The organism is Spongiibacter thalassae (genome assembly GCF_012272835.1).
Lineage (GTDB): Bacteria > Pseudomonadota > Gammaproteobacteria > Pseudomonadales > Spongiibacteraceae > Spongiibacter > Spongiibacter thalassae.
The window spans coordinates 105,190-120,990 of record NZ_JAAWWK010000001.1 but is presented as its reverse complement, the minus strand read 5'-3'; the positions used below and the strand labels follow the sequence as shown (position 1 = coordinate 120,990).

The 15,801-nt window shown below is 50.6% G+C and carries 10 protein-coding genes and 1 pseudogene; 7 read left to right on the top strand and 4 right to left on the bottom strand.

Going from position 1 to position 15,801, the window contains the following annotated elements; translation table 11 throughout:
- Window positions 1-554: 554 nt before the first annotated feature.
- From HCU74_RS00515 to HCU74_RS00505, 3 genes are all read left to right on the top strand, one after another.
- Entirely contained in the window at window positions 555-1,577 is a 1,023-nt protein-coding gene (locus HCU74_RS00515; RefSeq protein ID WP_168448445.1) for an NADP-dependent oxidoreductase, read from the top strand.
- A 107-nt stretch (window positions 1,578-1,684) separates the two neighbouring features.
- A complete protein-coding gene (locus tag HCU74_RS00510) occupies window positions 1,685-2,305 on the top strand; it encodes an FMN-dependent NADH-azoreductase (RefSeq protein WP_168448444.1) in 621 nt (206 codons plus the stop codon).
- Window positions 2,306-2,641: 336 nt separating this feature from the next.
- The gene (locus tag HCU74_RS00505) at window positions 2,642-4,975 is read left to right on the top strand and encodes a TonB-dependent receptor (RefSeq protein ID WP_168448443.1); all 2,334 of its coding nucleotides are present in this window, start codon (window positions 2,642-2,644) and stop codon (window positions 4,973-4,975) included.
- 280 nt (window positions 4,976-5,255) lie between these two features.
- On the opposite strand, the gene HCU74_RS00500 is transcribed toward HCU74_RS00505, so the two are convergent.
- Window positions 5,256-5,750, bottom strand: a complete 495-nt coding sequence (locus tag HCU74_RS00500) for a MarR family winged helix-turn-helix transcriptional regulator (protein ID WP_168448442.1) — start codon at window positions 5,748-5,750, stop codon at window positions 5,256-5,258.
- A 403-nt stretch (window positions 5,751-6,153) separates the two neighbouring features.
- On the opposite strand from HCU74_RS00500, the gene HCU74_RS00495 reads away from it, so the two are divergent.
- The 3 genes from HCU74_RS00495 to HCU74_RS00485 all read left to right on the top strand — a co-directional run bounded on the left by HCU74_RS00495 (window position 6,154) and on the right by HCU74_RS00485 (window position 9,352).
- Window positions 6,154-6,756, top strand: coding sequence for a Crp/Fnr family transcriptional regulator (locus tag HCU74_RS00495; protein WP_168448441.1), 603 nt, complete (start codon window positions 6,154-6,156; stop codon window positions 6,754-6,756).
- A 350-nt stretch (window positions 6,757-7,106) separates the two neighbouring features.
- Window positions 7,107-8,204, top strand: a complete 1,098-nt coding sequence (locus HCU74_RS00490; RefSeq protein ID WP_168448440.1) for an NAD(P)/FAD-dependent oxidoreductase — start codon at window positions 7,107-7,109, stop codon at window positions 8,202-8,204.
- 263 nt (window positions 8,205-8,467) lie between these two features.
- A complete protein-coding gene (locus HCU74_RS00485) occupies window positions 8,468-9,352 on the top strand; it encodes a 1-acyl-sn-glycerol-3-phosphate acyltransferase (protein ID WP_168448439.1) in 885 nt (294 codons plus the stop codon).
- A gap of 112 nt (window positions 9,353-9,464) precedes the next feature.
- Here the strand turns inward: HCU74_RS00485 and HCU74_RS00480 are convergent, their stop codons facing one another.
- Together HCU74_RS00480 and HCU74_RS00475 are read right to left on the bottom strand one after the other, a co-directional pair.
- Complete coding sequence (locus HCU74_RS00480; RefSeq protein ID WP_168448438.1) at window positions 9,465-10,676, bottom strand: serine hydrolase domain-containing protein; 1,212 nt, start codon at window positions 10,674-10,676, stop codon at window positions 9,465-9,467.
- Window positions 10,677-11,034: 358 nt separating this feature from the next.
- Window positions 11,035-13,401: a TonB-dependent receptor gene (locus HCU74_RS00475; protein ID WP_168448437.1), complete on the bottom strand. Its 2,367-nt coding sequence runs from the start codon at window positions 13,399-13,401 to the stop codon at window positions 11,035-11,037.
- Window positions 13,402-14,763: 1,362 nt separating this feature from the next.
- On the opposite strand from HCU74_RS00475, the pseudogene HCU74_RS20380 reads away from it, so the two are divergent.
- Window positions 14,764-14,878: pseudogene (locus HCU74_RS20380) on the top strand (IS66 family transposase); the annotation flags it as partial.
- Window positions 14,879-14,973: 95 nt separating this feature from the next.
- Here HCU74_RS20380 and HCU74_RS00470 read toward each other — a convergent pair.
- Window positions 14,974-15,627 carry an START domain-containing protein gene (locus HCU74_RS00470; protein WP_168448436.1) on the bottom strand — a complete coding sequence of 218 codons (654 nt, stop codon included), beginning with the start codon at window positions 15,625-15,627 and terminating at the stop codon, window positions 14,974-14,976.
- Between the last annotated feature and the right edge of the window lie 174 nt (window positions 15,628-15,801).

Below are 15,801 nucleotides of genomic sequence, written 5' to 3'. Positions count from 1 at the left end.
CCCTTAGGGCGTTGTTCGTTATTTTCAGGAACAGCTATTGTTATGTCATGCCCTTGCGCAGCTCGCCTGCCAATGACCCGCGGTACTGACAGACGGTTTTGCCTACGAAGAACCATTGGCCGCCAACACTTGTTAAGGCTCGAATTATGAGTCGACTGGCCAGCAACTTTTGTATTACATTAATACATTAATTCGGTTTGAGCAAAATAAGATGAATTCCCGGCGGCCTCGCTAACGCCCACCTTGCGCCTAAGCACCGGGATGCTCACTTTCGAAGCATCCGTGCCGCGCGATTGGGGGGATTAGCAGGATTCAGCCGGTTGTGACGGCTAAACCACCCTGTCGGCACGCGACAGTCAGGCCTTATGCGGTCACACCGTCGTGTGCCAACAGTGTATTGAAATTACGGAGACCACCGGCCTTAAACACTCCTTAGGTAATTTCAACACTTGCATAATTGTCATCAATGTTGCTTATTATGTCACCTATGCTTACTATATCCAAGACAGGACCAAGCGTTTTTACTAAAGCATTTATCTCGGAGAATAAAAACCATGATTCCCAATGAGTATCGTCAATGTGTTGTTGCATCACGCCCCGAAAAGTCAGTTACCCTTGATAACTTTCGCCTCGAAACCGTCAGCATGCCCGAACTCGCTGAAGGTGAGGTTTTGGTACGCACCGACAGCGTCATGGTAAACCCACCAGCTGTTGTTGCCCTCAATCGCGGCGTTGCGCAGCAGCCCCCTGTGCCGGTTGGCAGTGTTATGTGGGGGCAGGGAGTGGGCGCTGTCGTTGCCTCGAAAAATGAGTCTTATTCGGTCGGCGACCGCGTCGTTGGGCCGCTTGGCTGGGCGGAATACTGCGTAATTGGCGGCGAGCAGCTACCAAATCTACGTCATAACCCCTTGCCCGCAGAGATACCCGCGACACTGGCGCTGCACGTGCTAGGTGCGTCGGGGCCTACGGCTTACCTTGGTTTAATAGAACTGGGACAACCCAAATTGGGTGATACCGTATTGGTGTCCGCCGCGGCAGGCACTGTCGGCAGCTTGGTGTGCCAATTGGCTTTGGCAGCGGGCTGTACGGTTGTCGGCATTATGGGATCTGATGAAAAGGGCGAGTGGTTAAGCTCCATGGGTGTCCACCATGTGATCAATTATAAACGCGAAGACATTAGAGCTCGGATCGCAGAGCTATGCCCAAAAGGTGTCGATGTGTATTTTGATAATGTCGGCGGTGAGACATTGGAAGCCGCGCTGAGCAACCTCGCCATGCACGCAAGGGTCGTGCTTTGTGGAGCAACCTCACAGTACTCAGACTCAGGGCCATTCAAAGGGCCATCAAATTATTTCGACCTGGTTCACAATGAAGCAACGATGCGGGGTTTTCACATTTTTCATTATATGGATCGGGTTCCAGCGGTGGCGGGGCGTTTAGTGCCTTTGCTCATGGCAGGCAAGCTTCAATATAAGGAAGACGTGTTAGAAGGTATTGAGCAGGCGCCAAACGCACTGCTTCGTGTGATGAAGGGTGAAAATTTTGGTACTCAGCTAGTGAAGCTGGCAGCCTCGTAGCGCGTTTTGGCACGGTAATTTTGCTGTAGATATTGTTGAAAAGGGGCTATAGAAGCCTTTTAAAACAATAGCGCCGACTGTTAGACCTTAATTAAAGGAATAAAAATATGATTTTATTACATATCGAAGCGAGCCCTAAGGGAGACCACTCGTATTCAAGTCGATTGGCAAGAGCTTTTCTGGAAGCCTACAAAGCGAAGAATCCTGATGACGAAATCAGAACACTGAATGTGTTCGAGCATGATATGCCGGCCTTTGGTAAAGCCGAGGCCTTCGCAAAATTCGCCCCGATTATGGGTGAGGCCCGTACCGCGGAACAGGAATCGGCCTGGGAGAAGGTCAAACAAGAAATCAGTTACTTTGACGGGGCAGATAAAATCTTGCTGTCCTGCCCAATGTGGAACTACTCCATTCCCTGGCCGCTCAAGCAGTATATCGATTGCCTAGTCCAGCCTCTTGAAACCTTCGGTTACGATTTCGAAAAAATGGATCATGTTGGGCTCCTTAGAAACCGTCCTGTACAAATGATTTTGACTCGCTCTTCAACAATGCCCGGTGACTACAACGATTTTCAGTTGCCTTACTTGAAGTATATTTTTGGTGCTATTGGCATTCGCGACGTGCGGGCCATCGTACCTTGGGCAACGACAAAAGCGAGTCGCGAGGAAGTGGAAGCCTATCTCTCAGGTTTTGAAACCGAGGCCAGACAGGCAGCAGAAAACTTCTGATTGGCTTTAAGTAAAGGGAATCAACTCGAATCTTATTCGAATGCTGAGATCGTGATAGCCGCCCCTTAATCCAGGGGCGTTCCACGTGGTATTTCGAACATATTTCGCAATGGTTTCAATCTCTTTTTGCCGATACGCAACGAAGGCCTATGAAGCAAGGATTGTATCGAAAAACTTACAACGACGCCGTCGACGACGCTTTTATAGCTTTCTCGCGTCTCGCGTCTCGCGTCTCGCGTCTCGCGTCTCGCGTCTAGCGTCTAGCGTCTAGCGCAATAGTTTATTACTTCTAAAATGTTAGCTCCATCGAAAATAACTATACTGCGGATAACTCTAATGAAATCATTAAGCAACAAATCTACCAAACTGGCACTATGCTCAATGCTTACATTAGCAAGCAGCATGGCATTCAGCGCCCCGGCATTAGAAGAGGTTTTAGTTACAGCTCAAAAACGTGAGCAAAGCGCTCAGGACGTTCCTATTTCGGTCACCGCGATGTCCGCGGAAGTAATGACTAAAAATGGCCTGAACAATCTACAAAACATGTCGGAAATGATACCGAACCTCAATATCGGCGCGACCACGGACGATACCGTTATCACCATGAGGGGCCTTGGTTCAGGCGGAGGGAACCCCAGCTTTGAACAAGCAGTGGGACTCTACATCGACGGCATTTACGCCGGCCGTGCCGCTCAATTCCAAGTGCCATTCTTAGATATCGCCGCGGTAGAGGTTGTACGCGGACCTCAGGGTGTATTGTTCGGCAAAAACAGCATTGCAGGCGCCGTGAGTATAATTACCCAAAAGCCCTCTGACGCGTTCGAAGGCTATATCAGCGGTGCATACAATTCCTTTTCGCAATATGAAACTACTGCAGTGTTGAACATTCCGTTGACGGAGAGATTAAGTACGAGAATTGTTGCAAAGAGAGAAACCACAGGTGGATTTCTAAGCAACGAGGTTCAACATACCGACGACCCTGATTCTGAAAATGAATCCCTGCGGATCGCCTTCACCTGGGATGTGAGCGATAACTTCAACATCTTCTTCAAAGCGGAAAATTCTCGGCAGACCGCCATTAACAATAGTTTTCAACTAACCCACTATGATCGAACTGCACCAAATGCGTACACGGGTGACCCCGCATCACAACTCATCATTGATTTGGTTGCCGCTGAAGTCTTCGCGCAACAAAACGCCGCCGGCGAGGATTACATCGCTAACGAGTACGTTTTTAGCAACGCACCCTCCGGCCGGACCATTATCTCCGACAATTTCACACTGAAACTCACCACGGCTTTGGGCGAGCACGAACTCACTTGGCTGGGCGGGTACTCAGAGTACGAGAAAGAAAATGAGATGGACGGCGATATCTCTGCTTCTAATTTCATATACGTATTTAACGACGAGTACTTTGACCAAACCTCTCAGGAGTTACGGGTTGCATCCCCTACCGGTGGCACAATTGAATATATCGGCGGCTTGTTTTACATGGATCGCAGGTTCTACCAGCCCAATTACCAAATTGACCTGGACCTACTATTCGCACCCAGGGCGAGGTTTACGAGCAACTCCGACTACGAAGAGCCCACCAAATCCATGTCAGCCTTTTTCCAGGGCACCTGGAATATCTTTGAGCAGCTTAGCTTAACCGCTGGCGCCCGGCGCTCCCATGAAGTCAAGAAAGGCCGTGCCTCACAAGATGTCTACCGCTATGGATCTCCCGACGATCAATCAGAAGATTTACCCGGCGATCAGGCGTTCAGAGAAACTTTAGCTTCGGCGCTAGGCAGAAACCCTTACGTGTACGACTATCAAACACGTAAAGAGAACAACACGGACTATACTGTGAATGCACAATGGACTCCCAGCGACGATCTGATGTTCTACTATACTCATGCCAGGGCGTCAAAGGGTGGCGGCTTCAATGCATCCGAAGCCACTGGAGATATTAGCAAATTCGAGTTCGAATCCGAGCTGGCAAAAAATCATGAAATAGGTGCGAAGCTACAGCTTTTTGACAACCGCCTCAGAATCAATAGCGCTATTTTCTATACCAATTTCGACAATCTGCAAGTATCCAACTTTAACGGCACAGAATTCATCACCGGCAATGCGGCAGAGGCGACAACCAAAGGCGTTGAGCTTGAAATCATGTTCGCGGCGACAGAATCCTTGCTCTTCGGCGGCAACGTGGCTCGCCTGAGCGCGAAATACGACTCGTTCCCGGGTGCGCCCTGCCCCGGCAACCAAAATGATTGGGGTGAAGACTGCCGAGCCAGCGACGGCCAGGGGCGCGAAGCCGCAGGCGAGCAGCTCGCCCTCGCCTCTGAATGGAGCGCCACTATGTTTATCGACTATTCACATCTGATCACCGACCATTTAACGCTGAACCCGAGGCTCGACATTATCTACTCAGGGGAAACGCCGCTCGATGCTTCGCACCAAAAATCCACCATTCAAGACGAATATATCAAGTACAACGCGAGCATCCAGCTGTCGGCGATAGACAATCAATGGTCGCTCATACTTGGCGGTTACAACCTGACAGACGAAACAACGCTAAACTTCGCTGCACCAACAGTCGTGACGACCGGTGTAACCCTTGGCAACGTCAATGACCCACGCACCTATGCGCTGTCCTTTCGGTGGAACTTTGGTGCCTACTAGTTGAAAACGACGACAGCAAGCCTGGAAGGCCTCTAGCCTGCGAACACATAGATCTTCAGCGACCCTATCTGAGATATATTGTTGGCGTTATTGATATTCGTGACGTGCAGGCCAACGTGCGGCCTGCCAAGACAAAAGCCTGTCGCGAGGAAGTTGAGGCCTACCTGGCAAATGTCGAAATCGAAGGCAGACAAGCTGTCTGAAATTTTCTAATCGTCTTCGAGGCAGTGGCGTTTTGTTCTAAAATGCACACCAATCTCGAAACACTGAGAGTCGCCCTTTACTCCAGGGGCGCTCCGCGCGGCATTTCAAGAATAGTTCGCAACGATTCCAAATTCTCTTTGCCTATGCGCTCTGCAAGAGTTTTTTCAATCATCTCCAGCGACTCAAGGGCGCATAGCACAATACGCTGCCCCTCGGCGGTTGGTGAAATAACCTTGGCCCGCTTGTCATCCGGGTCAGGGTTTAGCTCCAGCAAGTTCAGGTCAACAAGCTCGTTTACACAGCGATTGACAACCTGCCTGCTAACACCGACGTGCTTCGCAATATCTGTGGTTCGAATTAACCCATACTCAAGGCAAGTGAGAACCTGGGACTGAAGGCGAGTAATGCTCGGCCAGCCATTTTTCTTCAATAGGTTTTGCAGGCTGTCATCTACCCAATAGAAGATATTCAAGGTGAGGGGTAGTAGGCTTGCTGGGTGTGGAGCACCCAGCAACTCCTGGAAGATTTCCTCGGGAGCTTTGTCGTTAGCACGTTTATTGGTGCGGGCCATAATGGGGTCCTATTCTTCCATGCCGAGCTGGATTGGTGACTAATTTCAAGCACTCAAAGCACGGACCTCTTTAAAGTGCCAGCGGTATGTCACGACACCTGGCCCGGATTCTGTTTAGCTCGACAGTGTCTGCTGCTTTGACGCACAGGGCGCCATTGTACAGTTGACTGGAATCGAAATCCAAAACCCTCGCGATCGCGAAAATCGTAGACGTTACACTCCCCCAAATGGCGACCATCGGCAAGCCGATCAGGTGTAGACTGACTGCCGCAATGGCGGTGTACTGCGACCGATTGACAGCGATTTCTTCCGCCAAATTGCTTCGCCCTATGATACCTTATGCGCTGCGTAGGCACCGTATGCAGCCTCTGGAATATCTTCACCGAAGGAGGGTTGTCTGAGAATGGCTCCAGATGAACACATTGTCCTGAATGGAATGCGCCAGCATTTTGATCAGCTTTTCAACTTTCCGCCGGACGAGTGGGAGGGCTTTCTACCTTGCCTCAGGGTAAAGGAGGTGGCAGCGAAGCACTGCCTACAAGTGGCCGGAGAGAAATCTACCCACCACTACTTTATTGCGGACGGCCTGGTGCGCTTCTATTACATCACCCCGGAGGGCAAGGAGCTAAACAAAGGATTTTACAAGAATAACCATATCGTCGGCAGCCTTAGCGCTGCCATTCTCGACGAACCATGCCGATTTGCTATCGAGACATTGGAGCCAAGTGTGCTGGTGGAAATAGATCTCGGGCTGATGCGAACACTGGCACCGAAAATGCCTGTCTTACAGCGACTACATCTGCATAGCTGCGAAATGATGCTGATACGCAACGAGCGACGCGAGGCGGAATTGCTGACCATGACAGCCCGGCAGCGCTTTCTGCAGTTTGTCCGCAACTTTCCCGACCTGCTGGAGCGAATTCCTCAGTATCACATCGCCTCCTACCTCGGCATTACCCCGGTTGCCCTGTCCAGATACAAGAAACAGTGGCTAAATAGCCATTAAACCCGTTTAACGCCACAAAGGCGCTTCTGGCACCTATCGTTGCCGCGTGTTTCCCGCCGATCGAGTACGATTAAGGCGTAGCACCGCTATGCCGGCCAATTTGAATCGCCCCGCCAGGCTCAACGTCCTATCCAATGGACTGGTGGAAGGTCTGCCGGCCGCCCTATACCTGGCGGACATCAATGGCGATGTGCCAGCTGCTGTCCATTGGACAATCCTGTAGGAGCACTCACATCGAGAGCGCACCGCTGCACCGATTTGCATTGATGTCCTCCTTGAAGTGTAATATTGTTATACATTTGCACCGAATTGAATATCAAAATTTCCTATTGAGAAAGCGAGTAGAAACAATGTCTGGACAGAAAGTCGTAATAGTAGGCGGTGGTCACGCCGGGATAGAACTGGCCAAGCGTCTGGACCCAACGGCGGATGTGACGCTCGTGGATGGGAAAGACAGCTTTGTACACACCCCTGCCGCAATCCGTGCAGTTACCGACAGTAGCTTGCTGGACAAGCTGATAATTCCCTACAAAAACCTTTTAAAACGAGGCCAGTTCGTCCAGGGATGGGCAGAGCGTATTGACCCGGACGGTGTCGTGCTTAGCGATGGTAGAAAGCTTAAATCCACAGTTACGGTAGTCGCTACCGGGTCCAGCTATGCCGCGCCCTTCAAGCACACCCCTGCGGGCCTCGATGAGTTCCGAGCAATCAGCAGGCAGGCAGCGTCCTCCTTGGCTAGCGCGAAAACCGTCGCGATTGTAGGAGCCGGGCCGGTTGGCGCTGAATTGGCAGGTGAAATCGCCCACGCCTACCCCGAGAAAGAAGTTCACCTGATCACCGACGAAGCTTCGCTATACCCCATGTACAAGCCGGGTTTCGGGAAAAAGCTGGAGACCGACTTTGCTGATTTGGGTGTGCATCTTCATACCGGAAAGCTGGTAGAAAACCTGCAGTCGCTGAAAGAACCCTACAGCGGCACATTGCAATTGCCGGGCGGAGAGACTATCGACGCGGATATAGTATTTCCAGCAATTGGCGCCAAACCGCAGGCAGAATTGCTGCTTGCGGTGGATGACGTACAGACGGCTCCGGATGGCCGTGTCATGCACGATGGCTGGATGCGCCCCAGTAAAAGCCACCCCTCCCTTTTCGCCTTTGGCGACGTACTCGCCTCCGGTGACGCGATGACAATCGTATCCATAGCTCGCCAGGCGCCCTGCCTGGAGAAAATCATCAAGGCAGTATTGGCCGGTAAACCGGTAGAGTCTCAAAAGCCCTACGAGGGCTGGCCCCTGGCACCAATCTTGCTGCCACTTGGCCCGAAGCGGGGCGCCAGCATGCTGCCGGTTGGCAAGGACGGCATGGCGGTGGGCCACTTTCTGACGTCGAGAATGAAAGGCAAGGATCTTTTCATTAGCAAATACCGCAAGCTGCTTGGGCAAAGCTAAAGGCCCGTACTTATCGCTGAGCACGAGCAGGAAAGGTTGCGATGAGGCAGGCCGCTTGCCCTATGTCGTTCGACCACACCTCAAGAGCGAGGGCCCTCGGTGACACGCCCGGGCCCTGACCATTCAATCGAGCCCGCCGGGCAAGCAAAATCACAGGGCTTCCAATTAATTAAATAGAAACGGGCATTAAGGTATAAAGCTTAGCGTTTCCGTAGGCCAAGCGTTTTCACCGATAAAATCGAAAGCAACAAAAGAGGTGGCATGTGAAGAAAAATCAAAGGAATGATAGCAATTCCCGGACAGACCAATTGGTCCAGCAAATTATTGAGGACACACTATCGCTTGACGAAGAGGCGCTGATGCATGGTGCCCGTCAATTGCTTAAACGGCTTCGCCGTTTCTCCAAACCTGTGGTGACCGGCATAGAAAATATTCCAGAAGCCCCCGCCCTGTTTGTGGCCAATCATTCCACAATGGCCGGCGATACAATAGTCGCGGTGCCTATCCTTGCGGAGTCTGCTGGTCGAGTGGTCAGGGGCATGAATGACCGCGCATTCTATGAAAATCCACGGCTCCGTAAGCTGTCCATCAATAATGGTGGCGTTATGGGGCACCCGGATATTGGATCCGCACTCTTCGAAGCAAACAAAGATGTTCTGGTTTTTCCCGGTGGGGCTTACGAGGCCAACAAAAACCTGGACCTGCGCTACACCATTCAGTGGAAGGAACGGACAGGGTTTGTGCGCCTTGCCGCCAAACACGGTGTGCCCATAGTGCCTATGGGAATTGTTGGGCCGGATGAGTGGTATGACCGCTATCTTGACAGGGATGAACTGCGCGACTCGGTATTTGGAAAGATACTGCGTAGAGCCGGTGTATCTGAAGAATACATGAATTCCGACCTCCTGCCGCCAATCCCGCGGGGCTTCATGGGTACCCTACTACCAAAATGGAAGCAGGTATTCGTCCATTTTGGCAAACCTATTAAGACCGGCAGATATAAGGGTAAAAATATAAGCCAGGCAAGCCAGTTTAAACTGCGCGATCAGACCAAAGCGGAACTGGAAGCGTCTATAGAGAAAATGCTCAAATTACGTGAAGAAATGCAAGAGGATAAACCAAGCCTGCTGAACAAGCTCGGCTGGTAATCGTCGAGGCCTACTGAGACTACTTTATCAAAACTAGGGGATTATGCTCGCGGTAACGAGCATAATCCCAATCCAGACATTAGCGTTAAATACTGTCAGGCTAATGATCAAGCTACAGAGCTTGAGCTATGGCTTGAAAAAAGTCCTCGTAACGCTCTTTCCAACCATCAGGGTCCTGATTGAAGTTGATATTGGCGTTATACATTGCAATAACCAGCCCTTTTTCTTCGTTTACGAAGAGGTACTGCCCGTAAAGCCCTGAGGCGTAGTATTCCCGACCGCTGGGATCTACTGGCGTCCACCATAGATAGCCATAGCCGAAGGGCTTCTCAGACAGCGGGTTATCCCGACCCGGCATCTGGTATGGCTTGGACGGCGTAGTGGACTCCAATACCCAGAACTCAGGAATGAGTTGCTCCCCCTTCCATTGGCCACGCTGCAAAAACAGCTGGCCAACTTTGGCGAGGTCTCTCAAGCTCATGCTTAAACCGCCAATGGTTATCTCCATTCCGGTGACATCGGTAGTCCAGCTTGCGTCGTCCTGAGCGCCCAGCGGCTCCCAGAGCTTCTCGTGCATATAATCGGCGAGGGTACGATCACCGATAACGCTGCGCAAAACAAAACCGAGGAGCTGCGTCTCCATACTATTGTAGCCCTGCTTCACACCTGGAGGGCCAGCAGAATCCAGTGAGAGCAGGAAGGGCTCGACCGGCTTGTCCAGAACAAAGTCAATCTGGAAGCGGCGCATGTCGGTGTCGGTACGGCTGTAGTCCTCGTCGAAGTCCACACCGCTCGACATTTCAAGTGCGTTGGCGATGGTCGCCTGATCCCAGGCGGAGCCCTTGAAATGAGGCAGGTACTTCACAACAGGATCGTTCACGTCGTCGATTAGGCCGTCACCGATGGCCATGCCAACCAAAACGGAGGTCATCGATTTCGCGACAGAAAAGGCAAACTGACGATCTGACTCCTTCAGGCCTTGCCAGTAATTTTCGTAGATGACCTGACCGTCCTTGATGACCAGCAGACCGGTGGGCCGGGATTCTTTGAGGAAGTCAGCACTTGAAATCGCCTTCCCGTGATTGATGAATGATTCCGGTAAAACGTCTTTTTTTAACTGCTTTGGAAATGCTTCAGGATTGGACGAGCGCGGGATGATATGGGTGCGATACTTAGTGTCTGCAATTCGCAAATTCTCCGCCATTGATGCTTCATCTTCCATTGTCACGGAGAAATACAGCCTATCTATGATAGGCGCGTAGTAAATACCGGCACCCACCAACATGACAGCAACAACTGCCAGAAGAATTTTTATTGGATTCATTTTATTTCCTGTTTGCGATGTAGTGTATTCCGCTGAGTTTACCGCCGTAACGGCGCCGAGATCGACGAATAAATCGCCACGACGAAAGCACGTTAATACCTTAGCCAAGTTTCAAGCCAGATACGTAGTTTTTTAACTCGAAAAGACACTTGCCCAAACCGACATAGCCGATTAAAGCCTCTGCCTACTGAGTATTCATCGGGCGATATCCGCGCGTTCAGGGTTATCAGGCCAACCCATTTTACTATTACAACACTAAGACTATGGCAGTCTCTGTATTCTGCCTCAAATCCATCGGCGGAGTAGCCGATGGATTTGAGGTCAAGACTGAGTTGCCATCCGGCTCAACAGAGATCCGTTAGAGACCCCAGTCGTAGCGGAAATCGACGGTCCACATCAGATCATCTGTGGCCAACGCCTGGTTATTGCCCGGCACGCCCGGAGCAGCAGCACCAAAAATCCGTTCCTTTTCGCGGGTCAGGTTTTTGCCATTTGCCACGATTGACCAACCACTATCAGAACGGAGCCCTAATCTAGCTGCAAACTTGGTAACCGGCTCCTGGGTGTAGAAGGGGTCTTGATCCACTTCCAGTTCACCGCGGTGGATAATGTCCAGACCCGAAATAAGGCTGTAGCCATTGTCCAAATCAAAATTTCCGTTGAAGTTAAGCGTTACCGAAACATCCGGTGAGTACGGAAGTTGTTGGCCAGACTGGTCTTCATAACGGACTTCGCTGTTAGAAGTATCGCACGATGGATGTGCAGGATCATCCGCTTCTTCATCCTGATCAGGCACTCCGCAAAAATAGTTTTCATAGGCCGCGTCGACGTAACCGGCGCTGCCGCCGATGGTTAGCCAGGGCAAGGGCGTTATCCACAGAAAGTCCATTTCCACACCGGTAGAATAGGAATCCGATGCGTTGGTTACGAATATCGTTTGGCCATCAAAGTTCTGAACCTGAAGATCCTGAAACTCTGAATGAAAGGCTGTGACGTTCAAACGAAGCGTTCTATCAAACAGCTCTGCTTTTACACCCAGCTCAGAGGAGGTACTGGTTTCCTCACCATATCTTGTGCGTGCCTCTCTGTAGACGCCCGAAGCGATACCGCCGCCCTTGAAGCCCTGGGTTCTGGTGAAGAACAGCGTGAGATCATCGTTCGGGCGCCAGGTTAAAGCAACTTTCGGTGAGAAGTCGTACTCGGTGTCGCTATGTTGCTGACTAAACGTCTGGTAGCTTAAAATTGTGGGCACGATATTCGTATTGCTAGCAGAGAAAGATTCAATGCTACCAGTCAGCTTGTTTTCGCCGTAACGCGCTCCCAATATCAACGACCACTGTGCGTTAAAGTCCCACTCTACCTGGGAAAAGAACGCGTGGCTTACTATATTTGTCTCAGTAATATTCTGATGTGATTCTCTTTCAAAATTACAGGGGGCATTCAGCGGCGTGGAGACAGGAAAACCGAAGCCGTCGCGGAGGTCAGCGCCGGACTCAGCATAGCTTTGAAACTCACACAAATTAAACGAGACTTTTGTAGACGATGTGGTGTTCACGTCGCTGTAAAACAAACCCAGCATCAAATTCAGGTTTTCGCCAATGCCCCAAGGCGTCTGTACATCAGAGGTAAACCTTGTCTCTATGTGTTTCTGCTCATAAACGTCCGGCACTACACTGCCGAAGGTAGCAAAGTCAATTGGCGACGCATCCGCGTCATATAGAAAGGTTTCTTGAAGCTCAGAATACGCCGTATTCAGGCTCAGCGCCGAATTAAAAAACAGCCCATCGTTGTCGAAGGCGTGGTTGACAATTAGACTGATTGTTTCCGTGTCCCGGGTGGCAAGCGCCGAGTCGCTAGCCGAGGTATTGTTATCATATTCATCGGTTTCATAATCCGGGTCGTGGGTAAGATACTCTTCCCTCGACTGATCGGTGACTCTTGAGGGCTGCAATGACACTTCGTTCTGCTCCAGACTGGAGGCCCATGCGTTGAGCAATAGGTCAGTCGAACTGGATACAAACCATTTCAGTTTCAATCGGAACGAGTGGTCTTCGACTGTTCCCTGATTATCGTTGGCGGAGTTGTATACGGTGTCGCTCTCACTGGCTCGACCGACGATTCTCCCGGCCAGCACTTCGTCAATCAGAGTGAAGGATTGCGCGCCCTCCACGTGCCGATCATTATTGAAGCCTACACCACCTGTCGCGTACCCACTCCAGTCAAAGTCGGGATCAAAGGTGACGACATTGAATAGACCGGCAATGGTGTTTTTGCCAAATAACGAACCCTGCGGCCCGCGCAAAACCTCAAACTTCGACACGTCAAATACAGCATCATTGACGTAGGAAGTTCTACCATAGGGAATATCGTCCACTACAAGCCCGATGGAGGGCTCCAGTCCTCGCGCAAATGGCGCAGTACCGTATCCGCGCATGGTTACGATGGGGAAGAACTTGACGGAGTCGTTAAAGGAAACATTCGGCGTGTACGCCACGATGTCTCCGACGTCAGTAAGCGCAGCGTCGGTCAGGAAGCTACTGTCGATACTCGAGACCGAAGCCGGGATATCCTGCATACTTTTCGCCTGCTTCTGAGCAGTAACTATCACCTCCTCTAGCTGCCTTTCAGCTGATAGCACATTCACACTGGAGCAAGTGGCGAGGGCGACAGCCCAGGCGTACACCTTGGTCTTGGAATCCTTTTTACTGCTAGCAAGTAACGACATAAATCATCTCAACCCGTTATGATATTGTAATACAATGCTACAGTAGCACAAAAGCAGGGAGTATGCCACCTGTTCGACTCAACAAATAGGAGGACTCAGACGTACTGACGCCTGCCGAAGACAAGAAGGAGGAGGCAAACTGCCGCCCCCAGGACCCCTTACGAAAACTCATCGCGCCCCCCGAAAGCGAAGCGATATCACCACCTGATAGATGAGATGCCGTAGCTCAGCCTTTCTCTGACTCTGCCCCGCTCATATCCATATAATAGACGACGCTTGTCTAATTAGCGCTCCCCCCTCAAGATTGCGCTGATAGCCGCAACAAGCCCACAACTGACGACAAAACGCACCACCGGCAACAGGCCTCGATAGCTCTCGGGCAGCGGGTCGATATCGCCCACGACCGTCCAAGCAAAGGTTAAAATGGTCGCGAACCAAAAATGGGCCGGAAATGCTCTCTTACATGTGTATAAAGCGGCATGAGTGGCAGCCGCACGGTGATGCCCCCGAATCGAAAGTAAGCGTCATGGTGTGAGATACAGCTGATTACCATGCGCGCAGATGGCAGTATGGGGCGGGACGGGGTAGTGTCGCGCTGACTGGGTATATCGACTGAGCAGGAGACTATTGGGCCTACCGAGTGCCAATGCAGATAATCGCGAAAGGCTCAGCCACCCCCCGCCATCCTCCTGCCTGCTCTAGCTCTCCCCACTGAGGCTTTGGACTCATGAGAATAATGCCCCCTTGATAAGATATACCGAGAAACCAATGCACAGCCTCCAGATCAATCGCCGGACGCTGATACCAATACGGCTCGTGCCGTTTGCCACAGGATGGCCGTTGCCCCCTGATAAGCTGCCCCTAGCACTGGGGCACACCGCGAGCGCTTTTTAAGGCTAAAACTTGCGGCGCTTCACTGGTCAGCCCCCACCAGTTTTCACCCGATATCACCCAGGGAATGGGACGCCGTCGAATAGCTTATAGAGCTTTTCTTTGGGTTTCGCCTGAGACACTTCCACTGCAGTAAGGGGCATCAGTCCTCTCCACGCCACGGGGGGTCTGGCTTTCACAAACACCACGCCCCCCATAATTACCCCAAAACCAGGGGTATGCTAAGGGCATCTTATCGGACAAACATGGACAAAGTGCTGACAAGCTTTCTGAAAATCAAGCTATAACGTTTCAGCTCCGCCAAAGCGGCCGCGGTCACGAAATGGTCACGAATCGAAAAATTGCTGGGTTATCGCGGTGAAATGCAGGAAGGTAAAATCGTCTGAAACTCTTATAAATCATGGCTTTCAGCGACTTTAGCAATGGTCGGAATGGGACCACTCACACTACAATCTTAACTATTTGTTTTACATCAGTAATGCGTTGGCTGAAAATGCAATCAGGCCCTTTCACGGTAGGCCGACCAAACCGGCTCTTTAGTGATACGCCGCGCGGCGCAAAAGCCAGCGAGAGTTTACAGAACCTTGATATAGACCACCATACGCTCTGACCAATGCAGAAGCCTTGGCGCTTTAGTATCTTACCTCAATAAGTTAGCGCCAAAATCACGCAACACGCTTACTACAGCGAAGCATCTCTAGGAATAACTCGAAAGCTCAAGGAACCTACGGCAGACGAAAAACTTTGATTCCTCAATTTCCTTAACGTTTGAAAGGGCACTTCCGTAACCAACTTATTCGCCAACCATACAGGTATACTTCCGCCGGGTTCCGCAAATCCGCTATACTCAACGAGAGTGGATTGATCATCCACGCGACTTAGCCTCCACTTTGCATGAAACAATGGAATCCGAACATAGCCTTTTTGCTCAGGCAAAATGCCTACTACCGCATTCAGCTCTATTACTACCAGGCTATCGCTAATCGCATTTACTTTCTGCCGTACAATCATATCTCTGTCGGCAATCATGACAGGTGTCTTTTGCCGCATATAAATTAGACGTTGAGATTTATCAATATTTTCTATCCCTTTAATTCCGTAACTCAAATGAAACCAGTCCTCCATGATCGCCAAATCAAGCATCAAATGCGCAACAGACATCAAGGGTGAATTTATTTCAGTAATTCCAAGATAACTTGTAATCTCATTACCTTGAATATATTTCGTAAAAACCTTTATGCCATCATCATCTTTCTTTAAAAGCCAATCGTCCGCGAAGGAGGCATCACCAAAGGCAATCCCAAAAAAAAATACCAGCACAGCCATAAACTTCATAGAACCCGCACCTTTAAATAGGCCTGAAAAATTTCCCGACTGAAAAACCACCCCTAAATTTCCGCAATAATTTCATAAGGACGGCACTCACCTGCTCAATTAATCTTGAAGACATCTTCAGTTTTACCTGCGGGGAACAATATAAATAAACTAACCGACCGACATATTACACAT